The organism is Nocardiopsis valliformis DSM 45023 (assembly GCF_000340985.1).
Lineage (GTDB): Bacteria > Actinomycetota > Actinomycetes > Streptosporangiales > Streptosporangiaceae > Nocardiopsis > Nocardiopsis exhalans.
This window is the reverse complement of record NZ_ANAZ01000003.1, coordinates 232359-246889: the sequence shown is the minus strand read 5'-3', so window position 1 is coordinate 246889 and position 14531 is coordinate 232359. Positions and strand designations below refer to the sequence as shown.

General features: G+C 68.4%; 14 protein-coding genes. 7 read left to right on the top strand and 7 right to left on the bottom strand.

Annotated elements, in window-relative coordinates; translation table 11 throughout:
* Positions 1-8: 8 nt before the first annotated feature.
* Together D457_RS0103795 and D457_RS0103790 are read left to right on the top strand one after the other, a co-directional pair.
* Positions 9-758, top strand: coding sequence for an SDR family oxidoreductase (locus tag D457_RS0103795; RefSeq protein WP_017579315.1), 750 nt, complete (start codon positions 9-11; stop codon positions 756-758).
* A 488-nt stretch (positions 759-1246) separates the two neighbouring features.
* The gene (locus D457_RS0103790; RefSeq protein ID WP_026116300.1) at positions 1247-2128 is read left to right on the top strand and encodes a LysR family transcriptional regulator; all 882 of its coding nucleotides are present in this window, start codon (positions 1247-1249) and stop codon (positions 2126-2128) included.
* 96 nt (positions 2129-2224) lie between these two features.
* On the opposite strand, the gene D457_RS0103785 is transcribed toward D457_RS0103790, so the two are convergent.
* From D457_RS0103785 to D457_RS31815, 7 genes are all read right to left on the bottom strand, one after another.
* Entirely contained in the window at positions 2225-3241 is a 1017-nt protein-coding gene (locus D457_RS0103785) for a TauD/TfdA family dioxygenase (protein ID WP_017579313.1), read from the bottom strand.
* 82 nt (positions 3242-3323) lie between these two features.
* A complete protein-coding gene (locus D457_RS0103780; protein WP_017579312.1) occupies positions 3324-4403 on the bottom strand; it encodes an amino acid kinase family protein in 1080 nt (359 codons plus the stop codon).
* A complete protein-coding gene (locus tag D457_RS0103775; RefSeq protein WP_017579311.1) occupies positions 4400-5431 on the bottom strand; it encodes an aspartate-semialdehyde dehydrogenase in 1032 nt (343 codons plus the stop codon). The genes D457_RS0103780 and D457_RS0103775 overlap by 4 nt, the downstream gene beginning before the upstream one ends.
* A gap of 77 nt (positions 5432-5508) precedes the next feature.
* Entirely contained in the window at positions 5509-6549 is a 1041-nt protein-coding gene (locus D457_RS31820; RefSeq protein ID WP_152514134.1) for a DMT family transporter, read from the bottom strand.
* Positions 6550-6632: 83 nt separating this feature from the next.
* Positions 6633-7619: a transporter substrate-binding domain-containing protein gene (locus D457_RS0103765; RefSeq protein ID WP_017579309.1), complete on the bottom strand. Its 987-nt coding sequence runs from the start codon at positions 7617-7619 to the stop codon at positions 6633-6635.
* Entirely contained in the window at positions 7616-8878 is a 1263-nt protein-coding gene (locus tag D457_RS0103760) for a methylaspartate mutase (RefSeq protein WP_152514133.1), read from the bottom strand. Before D457_RS0103760 ends, D457_RS0103765 begins: the two co-directional genes overlap by 4 nt.
* On the bottom strand, positions 8878-9432 hold the full coding sequence (locus tag D457_RS31815) for a cobalamin B12-binding domain-containing protein (protein WP_275040982.1): 555 nt from the start codon (positions 9430-9432) through the stop codon (positions 8878-8880). Before D457_RS31815 ends, D457_RS0103760 begins: the two co-directional genes overlap by 1 nt.
* A 306-nt stretch (positions 9433-9738) precedes the next feature.
* Between D457_RS31815 and D457_RS0103750 the strand changes: the two genes are divergently transcribed.
* The 5 genes from D457_RS0103750 (at position 9739) to D457_RS0103730 (ending at position 14279) form a co-directional block, all read left to right on the top strand.
* Positions 9739-10539, top strand: coding sequence for an ABC transporter permease (locus D457_RS0103750; protein ID WP_017579306.1), 801 nt, complete (start codon positions 9739-9741; stop codon positions 10537-10539).
* Positions 10532-11407 (top strand): ABC transporter permease, encoded by an 876-nt coding sequence (locus tag D457_RS0103745; RefSeq protein ID WP_017579305.1) that lies wholly within the window; start codon positions 10532-10534, stop codon positions 11405-11407. The genes D457_RS0103750 and D457_RS0103745 overlap by 8 nt, the downstream gene beginning before the upstream one ends.
* A gap of 3 nt (positions 11408-11410) precedes the next feature.
* On the top strand, positions 11411-12451 hold the full coding sequence (locus D457_RS0103740) for an ABC transporter ATP-binding protein (protein WP_017579304.1): 1041 nt from the start codon (positions 11411-11413) through the stop codon (positions 12449-12451).
* A gap of 335 nt (positions 12452-12786) precedes the next feature.
* Positions 12787-13311, top strand: coding sequence for a hypothetical protein (locus tag D457_RS0103735; protein ID WP_017579303.1), 525 nt, complete (start codon positions 12787-12789; stop codon positions 13309-13311).
* Between the two features lie 62 nt (positions 13312-13373).
* On the top strand, positions 13374-14279 hold the full coding sequence (locus tag D457_RS0103730) for a DMT family transporter (protein WP_239646003.1): 906 nt from the start codon (positions 13374-13376) through the stop codon (positions 14277-14279).
* Positions 14280-14531: the final 252 nt, after the last annotated feature.

Sequence of the window (14531 nt, the reverse complement as noted above, 5' to 3'; positions counted from 1 at the left end):
GGCTGGCCGTGGCTGCTGGGAACGACCACAAGGTCATCGTGATCACCGGGGCAGGCGCCGGGATCGGGCGGGAGACCGCGCGGCGGCTGCTCGGGGACGGGCACTCGGTGGTGCTGGCCGGTCGCCGCAGGAAGACCCTGGAGGAAACCGCCGACGGCAGCCCCGGCGCGGTGGTCGTCGAGACGGACGTGACCTCGGCGGAGTCGGTCCGGGCGCTGTTCGGGGCGGTGCATGAGCGCTTCGGCCGGGTGGACGCGCTGTTCAACAACGCCGGGGTGTTCGGCCCGGCCGCTTCGGTGGACGAGATCGAGGACAGCGCCTGGCGCGAGGTCCTGGACACCAACGTCACCGGATCGCTGAATTGCGCGCGGGAGGCCGCGGGGATGATGAAGGCCCAGTCCCCGCAGGGCGGGCGAATCATCAACAACGGCTCCATCTCCGCGCACGTGCCGCGGCCGTCGAGTGTGGCCTACACGGTGAGCAAGCACGCGATCAGCGGCCTGACCGCGTCGATGAACCTGGACCTGCGGGGCTACGGGATCGCCTGCACGCAGATCGACGTCGGCAACGCCGCCACCGCGATGACCGCCGGGTTCGCCCAGGCCCGCCAGGCCGACGGTTCGGTGCGTGCGGAGCCGAGCATCGACGCCGCGCACGTGGCCGACACGATCGCGCACATCGTGTCCCTGCCCCTGGACGTGAACGTTCCGACCGTGACGGTCATGGCCCGGGAGATGCCTTTCGCCGGTCGCGGCTGATCCGCCCGTCCGGTGCTGATCGGCTGACCAGCGGATTCCCGGAATCCCGAAGGCGTTTATACGGCCATTCCGCTTCTGCGCCGGGGAGCCCCATGGTGGGAGACACCGGAATCGTTGCTGGTGGGATATTTGTAGTCAACTAAATCGAGGTGGTCCGAGGTTTGTCGGAACAGTTTCTCGTTCGATGTGGAGTTGAAGCTGTCAGGCCACTGGGTTACGATCCGGATCGAACGCCCCTGCCTTTCGTTGCCCAACCCCTGCTGAACTGCTGATATGAGTTTCCTCCTTTCGTTCTTTCGCGGGTTCCTGTGGCCGGGTTCGGTCAAAGAAAAGGGGTATCAACGACTTGGCGTGGCTATCGGCTCGGTTAGCATTGTGAGTCGCTGTACCTGTGACCCGTGACCCGTGTTCGGTGGTTGTTGGTGCGCTGTGTCGATCATGTTGGGACGGGCGCCGCATCCCTGTGGAGAGACCTCTGAAAGGGCCGGATGGAAAACCGTCACCTGGCATCCTTCGTATCAGTCGTGAGACAACAGAGCTTCACCCGAGCCGCGACCGACCTCTCGTATTCGCAATCGACGGTCACAGGGCACGTCCAAGCACTCGAGAAGAGTTTGGGTGTGACCCTGTTCGACCGTCTCCCCGGTAGGATTCGCCTGACTGATGCGGGGAAGAAGCTGTTCCCCTACGCGGTCAACCTCATCGAACTGGCTTCTGAGGCCCGCGAGGCCGTTCGTGACGAGGTTCCTTCGGGAAGGCTCTCCGTCGGAAGTATGGAGAGCATCACCGCCTACCGTTTGTTACCGCTCATCGAACACATGCACCTACGGTTTCCCCAGATCGATCTGACCCTGCGGCCGAGCCTGTGCGCCGAGACCGTGGAGGCGTTGCGCGGCGGCACCTACGACTGCGGGTTCGTCATCGCCGAACTCGATCACTTCCCGGGCCTGGGCCATGAAGTGCTCTGCGCCGAACCCCTCAGCCTGGTGGCCGCGCCCGATCACCGCCTGGCCGACACCTCCGACATCGCGGTGGAGGAACTGCGGCGGGAACGGGTGATCGGAACGGAACCGGGCTGCGCCTACCGCGACCTGTTCCAAGGGGTACTTTCCGGAACCGGCACCGGGGAGCCCTTCCCCGTCCTGGAGCTGGGCAACACCGACGTCATCAAGCGCGGGGTGGGATCCGGTCTGGGGGTCGCCCTGCTGCCTACGGTCACGGTGGCCGAGGAACTGAGAGCCAAGAATCTGGTCGCCCTGGACTGGAAGGCGCCCTTCCAGGTGCACACCCAGCTGCTCTGGCGGGACACCCGCCAGGACACGGTCCTGCGCACCTTCATCACTACCGCGGCCAGGCTCATGCACGAATAAGCCGGGGAGACCCCTGGGTCTCCCCGGCCCGGTTCCGTCGGGGCCCGGCCTGGTGCCGTCCGGCTCCGGTCCCGGTTCGATTCCGTTCGGCCCCGGTCAGAAGACGCGCCGCTGGTTCTCCTTCAGCCGGTACCGGATGGGCCACAGCGAGGTACGCACGTAGCTGCGCTGGAGCCAGCGGTCCGTGCCGTCGTGGCGTGCCTCGAACCGGGACCGGGCGTGCAGCCCCTTGCGGTTGTTGATCAACAGCGCCTGACCGGGTTCGAGCGCCACCTGGTGCGCGACCTCCCTGCAAGCGACCTGGAGGGCCTCGACTGCCTGCCTGGCCTCCTCGGTCAGGGGCTCCACACCGTTGGCCGAGACCGAGATTTCGGGAGCGAACTCCGGTCCGTTGATCAGCGGCGCGGGCTGCCCGAGCACCTGGGCCCGGCCCATCTCGCGGCAGAAGCTTCCGGGAGCGTTCAGGCGGAAGAGGGGTTTGCGCAGTTCGGCCACGGTCTCCGAACCGAGGAGAGCGCAGATGTCGCGGGCGTCGGCGTAGTGCGTGAGGGCCCGCGCCTCGTGGTCCTGGCGCAGGCACACCAGAACCAGGAAGTCGGGGCTGCTCAGTGTGTAGATGCCGCTCGGATCGTAGACGATGTCGTTGTGGAAGTTGAGGAAGACGGCCGAACCCTGGTTGGTCTGTGCCTTGGCGCCCGAGGCGACGGGGATCACGTCGTGCACGATCTGTCCGTCTTTCTCGCTGGTGACCCCGGTGGGTTCGCCCAGAAGCCGGGACAACCCCAGCAGGCAGCCCTCGGAGACCGCTGTGCGCTTGTCCCGGCTCGGCCCGCCGTCAGTCGGGGTGGCGGTCAGCCCCGGGTCCACGGGCAGACCCCCCACCAGGGTCACACCGGGAGTGTCCATGTGTCGGCCGAAGTCGATGATGGCCTGGAGGGACTCCCCTGGAAGCTCCATGAAGGCGCGGTGCATCTCCGTCAGTGCGAGATCCGGTTCGGTGACGTGGTCGGGGGCGGCCAGGAGCCGGGCCCGCAACCGCGCACCGGCGTCCGGGGCCAGCTGGACGTGTCCGAGGGTCGAGGGGCGGGCGGGGGCGGCGGTGTCAATGCTCAAAGGGGTCTCCTTCGTTGAGAAAAGGGGTGTTTCCGGGGCTGGGGTGGCCGCCGGTTCCTGGTCTGGCTGCCGGGGAAGGGGATCAGCGGCGGTCGGAGGACAGAGCGTGGTGCAGGCGCTTCCCCAGGCGGAGAGCCGATTCCTCGTCCGGCACGACGTGGTGGTGTGTTTGGGCTCCGTCGATTTCGGTGACGACCCGCCCGGGGCGACGCACGTGGTCGATACCGGCGTCGTCGAGGAGGCGCTCCGAGTCGGAGTAACCGCCGGGAACCGAGATCAGGGGTCCTTCGTCTCCGGGCACCTCGATGGTGTCCACGTTCCGGGAGCTCAGGGCGGCCCGAGCCTTGTCGAGCGTCTGGTCGTCGGTGAAGCCCAAGAGCTCCGCCCGGAGGTCGATGAGAACCGCCTGCACGGGCGCGCCCCGCTGTCCGATCGTGGTCCCGTACTCGTAGGGATCCCGGTTGCCGCGGCAGTGGATCGTGATCCCGCGTTCCCAGGCCAGACGGACGGAGCGGTGGTGCAGCACCTTGGCTCCGTTCAGACTCAGGGCCGAGGCCGTGCCGTAACTGAGTGAGGGAAGCGGGGCGGCCGTGGGAACGAGCGCGGGGTCGGCGTCGTACACGCTGTGCACATCCGAGTGAATGGCGCACTCGGTTCCGCCGAGGGCGGCGGTGAGCGCCACCGCTGCCAGGTCCGAACTGTTCTTGCCCATCCACGTGGGCGTCCCCGTGCCGTCGGCCGCGGGCCCTCCGGGGACCACGACGACGTCGTGCTCGCGGGCCGCATCCAGTACCGGATCGGCGGACAGAGACAGGATGCGAGCCGAGGTCCAATCACGGTCGGTGACGATCCCGTGCCCGTTCGGGGGGAGTGCCAGGGCCGTACCGCCCGCGGCGATCACCGCCTCCTGGAGGAGCTGGGCGGATACGATGTCGGCGAGGGTGAGCAGGCCAGCCGTACCCCGGTAGGAGGGCGAGGCGTTGACCTCGGCCAGGCGCTCACGCAGGGATTCGGTCTCCCCGGGCATCGCGCTGACCACGGCGACGGAGGGCACCCCGCGGTCACGAACCCCCTGGAGGAGGTAGACGGCGATCCTCGCGTAGTCGCTCAGTTCGGCGAAGGTTGATCCACCGAACTTGGCGACGGTGGGCTTGGGGTTCACGACGCCTCCTCTGCCAGGTATTCGGCGATCTGGACGGCGTTGAGCGCGGCCCCGACGCGCAGATTGTCAGAGACCAACCACAACCACACCGATCGCGGATCTCCCTCGACGACGCGCACGCGCCCCACATGGACGTGATCGGGTTCGGCAGCGGCCGAACGAGGGGTGGGGAAGGCCCCCGGTTCCGCCAGGTCGTGCACCCTCACCTCGGGCTGTTCGGAGAGCAGACGGACCAGGCTCGCCCGGTCGGCCTCCCGCCCCAGGCGAACGTGCACCGCTTCGGAGTGTCCGTTGACGACGGGGACCCGAACGCATGTGGCGGTGACGTGCAGGTCGGGTTCGCCCAGGATCTTGCGGGACTCCTGGAGCATCTTGCGCTCCTCCAGGGTCGAACCGCTCTCCAGCAGAGTGTCGATGTTGGGGATCGCGTTGAAGGCGAGCCCTTCGGGAAAGGCCGTCACCTCCGGTTCACCGTGGGGGGAGGCCGCCAACTCCCCGCTGGTACGCCGCAGTTCCTCGACACCGCTGACTCCTCGGCCGGAGGCGGCCTGGTAGGTGGAGACCACCACCGATTCCACACTCCAACGCCGATGGATCGGATCCAGCAGCCGGACCAGGGGAATGGTGGAGCAGTTGGGGTTGGCGATGATGCCGCTCGTGGTGCCCTGGATGAGGGTCCTCGCGTTGACCTGGGGCACTACCAACGGGGTGTCCGGGTCCATCCGGAAGGTGTTGGTGTTATCGATGACCAGTGCGCCGGCGGCCACCGCCTTGGGCGCCCACTGCCTGCTCACCGAGCCCCCGGCGGAGAAGAAGGCGATGTCGACCCGGCCGAAGTCGAAGTGCTCAATGTCCTGAACGGTGTACTCCGTTCCCAGGGCGTGCACCGTCCGCCCGGCGGAGCGGGAGGAGGCCACCAGGTGGAGCTCGGAGAGGGGGAAGGAACGCTCCTCGAACAAGGAGAGGAAGGTCTGTCCGACAGCGCCGGTGGCACCGACCACGGCGACGCGCGGGGGGCTGGGGAACACGGGAACCTCCAGGGGGTGAGGGGTGAAGAGGGAAAGGGATCGGGTGGAGAAGGGGCGTATGGGTGGAGCGGAACGGGTCACGAGGAGTGGACGCTGTCCTGGTTCGGTGCGTGCGTCCCCGAACCGGACCGGCCCCCTGTGCCGTCGGCTTCAGCGGTTTCCCCGGACCGGTCCTCGACCTCTGCCGGCGGGGTGCTCTGTTCGGGTGAGGGCGCTCCCGACGAGGGCTTACTCATGCCGGGAACGGTCCATCCGAGGGAGGTCGCCAGGCTCGCGAACACGATCAGGCCGATGCCCATGGCCTGCCCCAGGGTGATGAACGTGCCGTAGACCACCATGTCGACCACGATCGCCATCGCTGGGTAGACGAAGGACAGGACTGCGATGACGGGCGTTTCGAGCTTCTGGTAGCTGGAGTACATGAGGATGTACTGCAGGCAGGTGTGGATGACGCCGATACCCACCAGCCAGGCCCAGCCCGTGGCGGCCTGCGGAGCGGATCCGAAGTCGACGAAGGGCAGCAGCAGGGGGATGCCCACGGAGACCTGGAGCAGAGCGATGATGTGCGGTCGGATGCCCTTGAGCCACTTGGCGATGATGGTCGCGAAGGCGTAGAGGACGGCGGCGATCAGCGCGTACAGGACGCCGAGCCCGTAAGCGGGGCTCGACAGCAGGGTGCTGAGATCGGTGACGAACAGGAAACCGACGAAGGCCAGGACAATCCAGGCGATCTTGCTGCCGGTGATCCGGTCACGGAAGACGAGGGCGCCGAGCACGACCACGTAGAACGGTTGGGTGTGGTATACGACCGTGGCCAGCGAGATCGAGGTCATCGACAGCGACAGGAACAGGAACGCCCAGTTGAAGACGAGGAAGACGCCTCCCACCAAGGCCAGGAGCAGGGTCTTGCGGGTCAGCCCGGTGTTCTTGAGGTAGCCGCGGACCCAGCAGTACAGGCCGAGGGCGGCCACCCCGAACACGCATCGGAAGAAGGTCACCGTGAACGGATCGCTCCCCGACTCGATGACGAAGACTCCGACGGTGCCGGAGACCAGCATCGCGATGGTCAACTCGACCATCCCGATCTTCCTGGTATGAGCCTCTGCTGCGGTGATCATGGTGTTTCCTTACTTTTCTTGTGTGTGGGGCGGGTCTGCCTGCGCGGTGCGGTAGACCGGGTGGCGGGTTCGGATCGGCCCGGTCACCGGGGCAACGGGGCGTAGTGGGATCCGCCGTTGAACCACTGCTCGTTGAGGCCGCGTGGGAGGTCCAGAGGTGAGGAGTGGCCGAGGTTGCGCGCGTACAGGTCCCCGTAGTGGCCGACCACGGAGAGCGCACGGGTGGCCCAGCCCGGGGAGAGCCCGATACGGGGCCCGAGGGGGTCGGCGGTCGCGGCGATGTCCTCACCGCGCAGTTGAGCCGCCTCGGCCGCGATGAGCAGGTGCAGGCACCAGCGGGCCACGGTGAACAGACCGGGCGCCGCGGCGGAGACGAAGGGCGAGAGGGGTTCGTCGGAGATGGTGTCGGACAGGAGTGTGTGTTCCTCCGGCGAAGGCAGGGTGGAACGGATTCCGGCCAGCCCTGTACGGTCCAGGACGTAGCCGTCACACTCGCGTTCCACGTAGGTCCTCAGCGCTTCCTCGGGGGTGGGGGCCGCCACGATCTCGACGGCGGGGCCGCCGCGGTTGTGCCAGCGTGCGAGGTTCTCGGTGGAGGTGCTTCCGGCCTGTACGACGAGGCGGCGGCCGCCGAGCTGCTCCGCGCGGGAGACTCCCAGGTCGGAGTGGACCAGGAACCCCTCGCCGTCGTGGCACAGGACCCCGATGAAGCGGACCTGCTCCTCCCGGGTGAGGGTCCAGCTGGTGTTGCAGGCGCCCAGGTCAGAGGCGCCCGACCCTACGGAGGCGATGCGTTCGGAGGGGGAGACCGGGCGCCACTCGATCGCCTCGGAGTCCTCGAGCAGCGCCGCGGCTACGACACGTGCGAAGTCGGTGTCGATGCCGCGCCAGGGACCCCGGCCGTCACGTTGGGAGAGGCCGGGTATTCCCTGGCTGACGGAGGTCCTGAGAAAGCCCCTTCGGGCGATCACGGCGAGTTCGGAGGCGGGGGTGGTGCCAGTGCCGGGTCCGGTGCTGGCTGTGGCGCTGGTCCCGGAGTTGGTCGCTTCGCTGGTTTCGATGCTGGTCACAGGCTTCTCCTCGGCATGCCGGTGATGGCCATCCGGTCGAACCGGTCACGGTTGTGGTCGAGCATTTCCAGGAGCCGGGCCGCGCCGACGGAGGAACTCTCCCCGACCGCGGTCTCGATGGGCATCCGACCGGTGTCGGACCATCGGAGACGCCCGCTGGGATCGATTCCGGCTCTGGCGCGGTTGGCGTTGTCCTCGTGCAGGCAGTAGGGGATGTCGAGAAGGCCCCGACTGAAGGCGCTCACCAGCGCGTCCCCTGCTGATTCGGCCCCCGCGAGGGCGGCGCTGACGAGTTGCGCGGCCTCCTCGTACAGCGGATCGGGGTCGTCCGCCTCGAGCGACTCCGGTTCGGTGAAGGCCGCGACGGCACCCGCGAACTCCAGGGCCGAGACGTTCTCGGAGAAGGTGGGGATGCGGTGCGCCTCCGCCGGTGTCTTGACGATGAGACGTTCGGCCCCACCTGCGACAGCCAGCCGGGCGCTGTCCTCCAGTAGGCAGAAAGCTCCGATCTCGGTGTGCGGGTAGACACCCATGAACGTGTAGACGACCGTGTGCCAGTCGATGTCCCGCAACAGCTCGGAGGCCAGGCGGCGCAGGGCGAGCACGGCCGCCACGTCCTGGCCGAAATGGGTCTGCTGGGCGTAGCTGACCGAGACGCTGCGGATGCCGTGCTCGGCGAAGTAGAGGGCCTCCAGCACGCTCAGGGCGATGAGCAGCCCGGGCGGGCACAGCTGCCCGAGCATGCAGCCGCCGAAGGTCTCGATGTGGAGGTCTCGGTTCGAGGAGGCCGCGAGGCTGACCGAGCGCCGCCAGGACCTCTCGGCCTCCGCCAGCCGAACCCTGCTGTAAGGCAGGCAGTAGCTGACCGGGCCTCCCTCGGTGGCGTCGACGTCTGCCTCGATCAGGGTCTCGAAGAGTTCCTCGGGTTGGGCGGAACCGTGCCGCACCTGGACTGGGAAGGTCGCGTCGGCGACACCTGCGAGTAGGTCACGGGTGCCTTGAGCGCCGTGCGCAACGATCGGAAAACCGTTGAGTCCGGTTCCGGAGTCCAGCGCCCGGCGGGCTGCCGCGTGGTCGTTGACACGGGTGTAGCTGTCCACGGTCACGGTGCCGACGGTGGTGGCCGTGGCGTCCCGCACGGCCAGGAGCCCCGCACGCATGCGGAGCGGATCCGAGACACCCATCCGGGGCTGGACCACCAGGCGGCCCTGGGCCGCGGCGGAGTGGACGAAGTTCTGGAAACGGCCGTTGGTGCGCATCATGACCCCTGGAGCTGTCGGGGGCGGGGCTGACCGGGGACGAGCTGCTCGGATCGGGGCCGCTCGGAGACGAGTTCGAGCAGGAGTTGGGAGGCCGAGGGGTTGTCGGAGGACTCGATCACCGCGTTGAAACCGGCTTCGACCAGGCGTTCGTTCCGTTCGGTGTCGGCCTTCCCCTGGATGCCGAGCTTGCCGCCGATGATGATGCGAGTGTCGTCGAGGGCGGGCTCGGCGCGCAGGCACTCGATGAGGGGGAGCGCGTCGAGGTGGGCGTGCCCGTTGACACTGCTGATGACGATCAGCTCGGGGCGTTCGGCGACGGCCGCGTCACGCACCGTCTTCACGGGGGTGCACTGGCCGAGGTTGTGGACGGTGCAGCCGTGCTCCTCCAGGAGCATCTGGAGAAAGACGAGGTTCCACATGTGCGCGTCCGAGTGCACGGTCGCCAGGATGACGCGCGTGTTCTTCGCCGCGGGGACTCTTTCCGCGGAATGCTTTTCCGTAGGGGTTCTCTCGGTGCCATGCGCAGGCTTCTGCGCTTCTCCGCTGTTCACGGAAACGATTCTGCTGAGCGGGCAGGGATTGCAAAAGGCCTGGTCGTCCGGGGTTCTCGATGGTCGGATCGCGATTCGGCATCCTCGCGGGCCAGGCAGTCGCCGTCATCGGGGCGATCGGTTTCGGCGGAGTCCGGGGCGGCCGCTCACAGGTCGTGCTAGTGTCACTGCTTCGCGGCGACCCGGACCTGGCCTTCCGGCCCAGGGACGTGCCGAACCCGTGTCTCCCCGCAGTCCCCTGAGGGATCTCCGTGGTTGAGACCGGATGCTTCTGCACGTTCTCTACCTGCCAGGGGAGCCACGCCCGTGCGTGTCTACTGCGCGGTGTACGCCCGTGGGCTGCGCCGCTATTCCACTTATCGTGCGGCCACCGCCGCCGGGGTGTTCACCAACTCGGTCTTCGGCGCGATCAACGCCATGGTGCTGATCGCGCTGTTCACGGCGCGCTCGGAGATCAACGGATACGACGCCACCGACGCCGTCACCCAGGTGTACGTGGCCCAGGCGCTGCTGGCCCCGCTCGCCATCATGGGACCGGCACTCGACCTCAGCGAACGCATCCGCAGCGGTGCGGTGGGTATCGACCTGCTCCGCCCGGTCCCGGTTCTCGGGTGGTGGCTGGCCCAGGACCTGGGCCGGGTCACCTTCGACTTCCTCTTCCGCAGCGTGCCCACCTTCGTGATCGGCGCGCTCCTGTTCTCCCTGGCCCTGCCCGGCGACCCCGTGCGCTGGATACTGACACTGGTGTCGTTCGCCCTGGCCGTCGTGGTCGGGTTCGGGCTGCGCTATCTGTACTCCGTGGTGGGTTTCTGGCTGCTGGACACCCGGGGCGTGTGGGCGATCGCGGGCCCGTCCGGTCCGGTGTTGGCCGGGATGCTGCTCCCGCTCACCCTGTTCCCGACCGGGGTCGCCGACGTGCTGCGACTGCTGCCGTGGGCGTCCATGGTGCAGATCCCCGCGGAGGTCTTCCTCGGCAAGGACACGCTGCCGGGCGGGAGCGTGTTCGGCGGGCTGTTGTTGCAGGCGGGCTGGGCGGTGGCGCTGCTTACCCTCGGTGCCTGGCTGACCAGCAGAGCCACGCGCAAGGTGGTGATCCAGGGTGGCTGACACACTCTCCGCTCTCATCCCGGGCACCCCGAAGGCGCCCCGCTTGCGGAACCCGCTCGGGGGCGTGGGCCGGACGCTCGGAACCTGTGTTCTGCTTGCTTGGACCTGGTGCCGGGCCATCGCGCAGTACCCGATGGCGCTGTCCCTGTTCACCACCGGTGTCGTGCTCGCCTCGCTGGCCGAGATGGGCGCCGTCGTGGTGGTCTTCGGCCACGCTGGGACACTTGCGGGGTTCTCGATGTACGAGGGGCTGCTGATTTACGCGCTGGCCGCCTTCGCCTTCGGCGGTGCGCAGTTCCTCATGGGAGCGGTGGACCGGCTCGGTGAGCAGATTCGCACCGGCGGTTTCGACACGATGCTGGTCCGCCCCGTCTCACCGCTCATCCAGCTGGCCACCGACCAGTTCTCCCCGCGCCGCCTGGGCAGGGTGGTTCCTGCACTCATCGTGCTGGTGTTCGCCCTGGTCAAATGCGATATCGACTGGTCGCCGGGGCGAGTGCTCATGCTCGTGGTCCTGCTGTTCTCGGGCGTGGCCATCTGCTCCTCGGTGTGGTTGCTCGCGGGCTGCCTCCAGTTCTTCGTCGCCGACGCGCGCGAGGCGGCCAACTCGGTGACCTACGGCGGGCAGGCGTTCACTGAGTACCCCATCGCGATCTACGGCCGCGACCTGGTGCGGGCGGTGACCTTCGTGGTGCCGCTGGCCTTCGTGAGCTGGCAGCCCGCGCTCTACCTGCTGGATCGCCCCGATCCGATGGGCCTGCCCGAGTTCCTGCGTTACTTCGGTCCCTTCGTCGCCGTCGCCCTCGCCCTGGTCGCCGCCCTGGTGTGGCGGTTCGGGCTACGCCACTACCGATCCACCGGGAGCTGACCGATGCCCACCGAAGAACAGATCACCGAACCCGTCACTCCCCCTGCCGTCCCCGGTCCACCCGCCTCACCCTCCGCCGAACCGATCATCGAGGCGGTCGGGCTCGGCCGTGACTTCGTGCTTTCCGAGGGGCCGCTCTTGCGCCGTACCCGGCGCACGGTGAGCGCGGTCCGGGACGTGACGTTCACAGTCCAGCCAGGGGAGATCGTCGGCTACCTGGGCCCGAACGGCGCCGGGAAGTCCAGCACCATGAAGATGCTCACCGGAATCCTCACCCCCTCCGCGGGCAGCGTCCGGGTGGCCGGGATGAATCCGTCCCGCCAGCGCACCCGCCTGGCCAGGGAGATCGGGGTGGTGTTCGGTCAGCGCACCACCCTGTGGTGGGACCTGCCTTTGCGCGACAGCCTCACCCTCACCCGCCACTTGTACCGGGTACCCGCCGACGCCCACGCCGAGCGTCTGGCCGAACTCACCGAACTCCTGGAGCTCGAACCGTTCCTGGACACCCCGGTCCGCCAGCTCAGCCTGGGTCAGCGGATGCGCGGTGACCTGACCGCCGCCCTGCTGCACGCCCCGCGCCTGCTGGTGCTGGACGAGCCCACCATCGGCCTGGACGTGGTCAGCAAGTCGACCATCCGCGAGTTCCTGCTCAAGATCAACCGGGAGCGGGGCACCACCATCCTCATCACCACGCACGACCTGGGTGACGTGGAGCGGTTGTGCGACCGGGTGATGGTGATCGACAAGGGCCGACTGGCCTTCGACGGCGATCTGCCCGAACTGCGCGCGACCGTCCCGACCCCGCGGGTGCTGGTGGTCGACCTGGTCGCCCCGGTCCCCGCGATCCAGGTCAGCGGGGCGACCACGGTCCGGGTGGACGGCCCGCGCCAGTGGCTGGAGCTGGCGGACAACCCGGCCCGGGTGATCGCGGAGGTCACCCGGGAACAGGAGGTCGCCGATCTGACCCTGCGCGAACCCGACATCGAGGGTGTGGTCTCTGCCCTCTACCGCGGCACGGTCCCCGCTGGCAACACCCGGGCCTGAAGCAAGGCGTCGGTGTTGAGGGATGGATGGCCGGCGCCGAAGCAGCGGTCAGCGCCGAAGCGGTGGAAGAGGCAGGAGGGGTGGCAGGGGTGGAAGCGGTGCAAGGAACGGAAGGGAGGTCAGGGGCGGCGGTTCCCCGTTATCCACAGGCTGGAGCACGGCTCTGGAAGGAGCTCTCACGTTCGGCCTGATGTCGATACCGGGGGAGCCTCCACTCCCGCCCGCTTCGTGCTGCCCGCAACCGAGCACTTTCGCGAACAGGGGAGCGCGCACCACGGATGGTGGTGGTATCACCACCATGGAAACAGCCGCCCCGGCGCGGGAACCTGGGTTCCATGCACAGAACCCTTCCGAACCTGACCCTTCCTAATCCGGTGCGTTGGGCCACGATCCTGTGGGCGGTGGCGATCGCGGCGGGGATCACCGAGACCTCCCTCGCTGTCGCCCCCGGACTGGCCGACGGCGGGGCTGTGCCGTGGCTCGCGCTGGTCACGCGCGCGCTGCTCTACACCTTCTCCGCCCTCCTGGTGGCCTGGTTCGCCCGCGGCCACGGCTGGTCCCGGGTCACCCTGGTGGTGCTCATGACCGGTGTGGGACTGGTGAGCGTGCTGGTGTCCATGGGGATCGGGGTGCTGTCGGGGCTGGGGGTGTTCGTCGGACTGGGCTATGAGGGCCACGGGGTCGCCCTGCTCGTGCGAATCGCGCACACGCTGGTCTACGTCGTGGCCGTGGTGGTGGCGACGGTGGCGGCCTTCACACCCACCGCCAACCGGTACTTCCGTTGCTCCCGCGAGGACCGGGTGGCGGCCGCGGGGGCACGCTCCGCCGCGGTTCCAGCTCCCCGTGGCGTCTCCGCGTAATCCCGCAGAGTCAGCCGTACCCCCGTTGTCCCCCCTCCTGACCGCCCGGGAGGATGGGTGCCATGACCCTTTTGTCGTATGGCATGTGGCTCGGGATCACCTTCGGTGTTCTGTCCTGTGTCTCGTACACGGCCGCCGCCGTGGCCCAGCGCAGGCTCGCCGTTCGGATGACCGAACCCCTGACCGGCCGTAGGCAACTGGGTTCGATCCTTCGTCACCCGCTCTGGTGGGTGTCGATGGTGTTCAACGGGGGCCGCGCCGGTTTCCAGGTGGCGGCGGTGAGCTTCGCGCCGCTGACCGTCATCCAGCCCCTCGGCGTGCTGGTGCTGATCTTCGGTATTCCGTGGTCGGCCAGGCTCGCCCACCGCAAGGTCCGCCGCGCGGAGTGGCACGGCGCCGCCTACACGATGCTGGCGCTCGGGGTACTGCTTGCGGTCACGGTCACCGGTGACCAGGGCGGGGTGCTGTCCGCCGAGGATTCGGTGCTGGTGGGAGTCGGGGCTGTCGTTCTGCTCGCCGCCATCGCCGGGATCGCGGGCCGGGTTCCTTCCACGTCCTGGCGCAGCTACCTGCTCGCCGCCGCGGCCGGAATCGCCTTCGGGGTGTCCGCGGCGACGGTGAAGACCGCGGTGTGGGCCTTCGGCGACGGCCTGCTGGCCGGGCTCACGCACCCGTCGGCGCTGGCCACCGCGGTGATCGCGGTCTTCGGGCTCTTCCTGGCACAGGCCGCTTACCAAGGCATGGACCTGGGGGCGCCGTTGGGTGTCACTACGCTGGCCAACCCGGTGGCGGCGGCGCTGGTGGGGGTCGTGTTCATGGGCGAGACCTACGCGGGCGGCTGGCTCGGCGGCGCGGTCGCCCTGCTGTGCGGCCTGGTGGCGGCCTACGGGATCCGTCTGCTGACCGTGCCCACCAACGGCGTCGCCAAGTCCGCCGTTCAGACCCAGGAGCCCGAGCCCCGGGCCTGACGTCCTGTCCTTGACGCCTTGACTCGTGCCCCCGCAGCCCTGCTGCTTGGTCTTTCGGGGGAACGCGGGCAGCACGGAGCGGGCGGGAGTGGAGGCTCACCCGATATCGACATCAGGTCGGGTGGGGGTGCGTGTGCCAGCCGCTGTCCCCAGGCTGTGGATAACCCGCGCCGAGAAACGTTACGCCCGCCACCTGTTTTCCGCTCCTGGGATCGCCCTACCACTGGGGCTTGCTTTCGTTGCGTAGTTTCG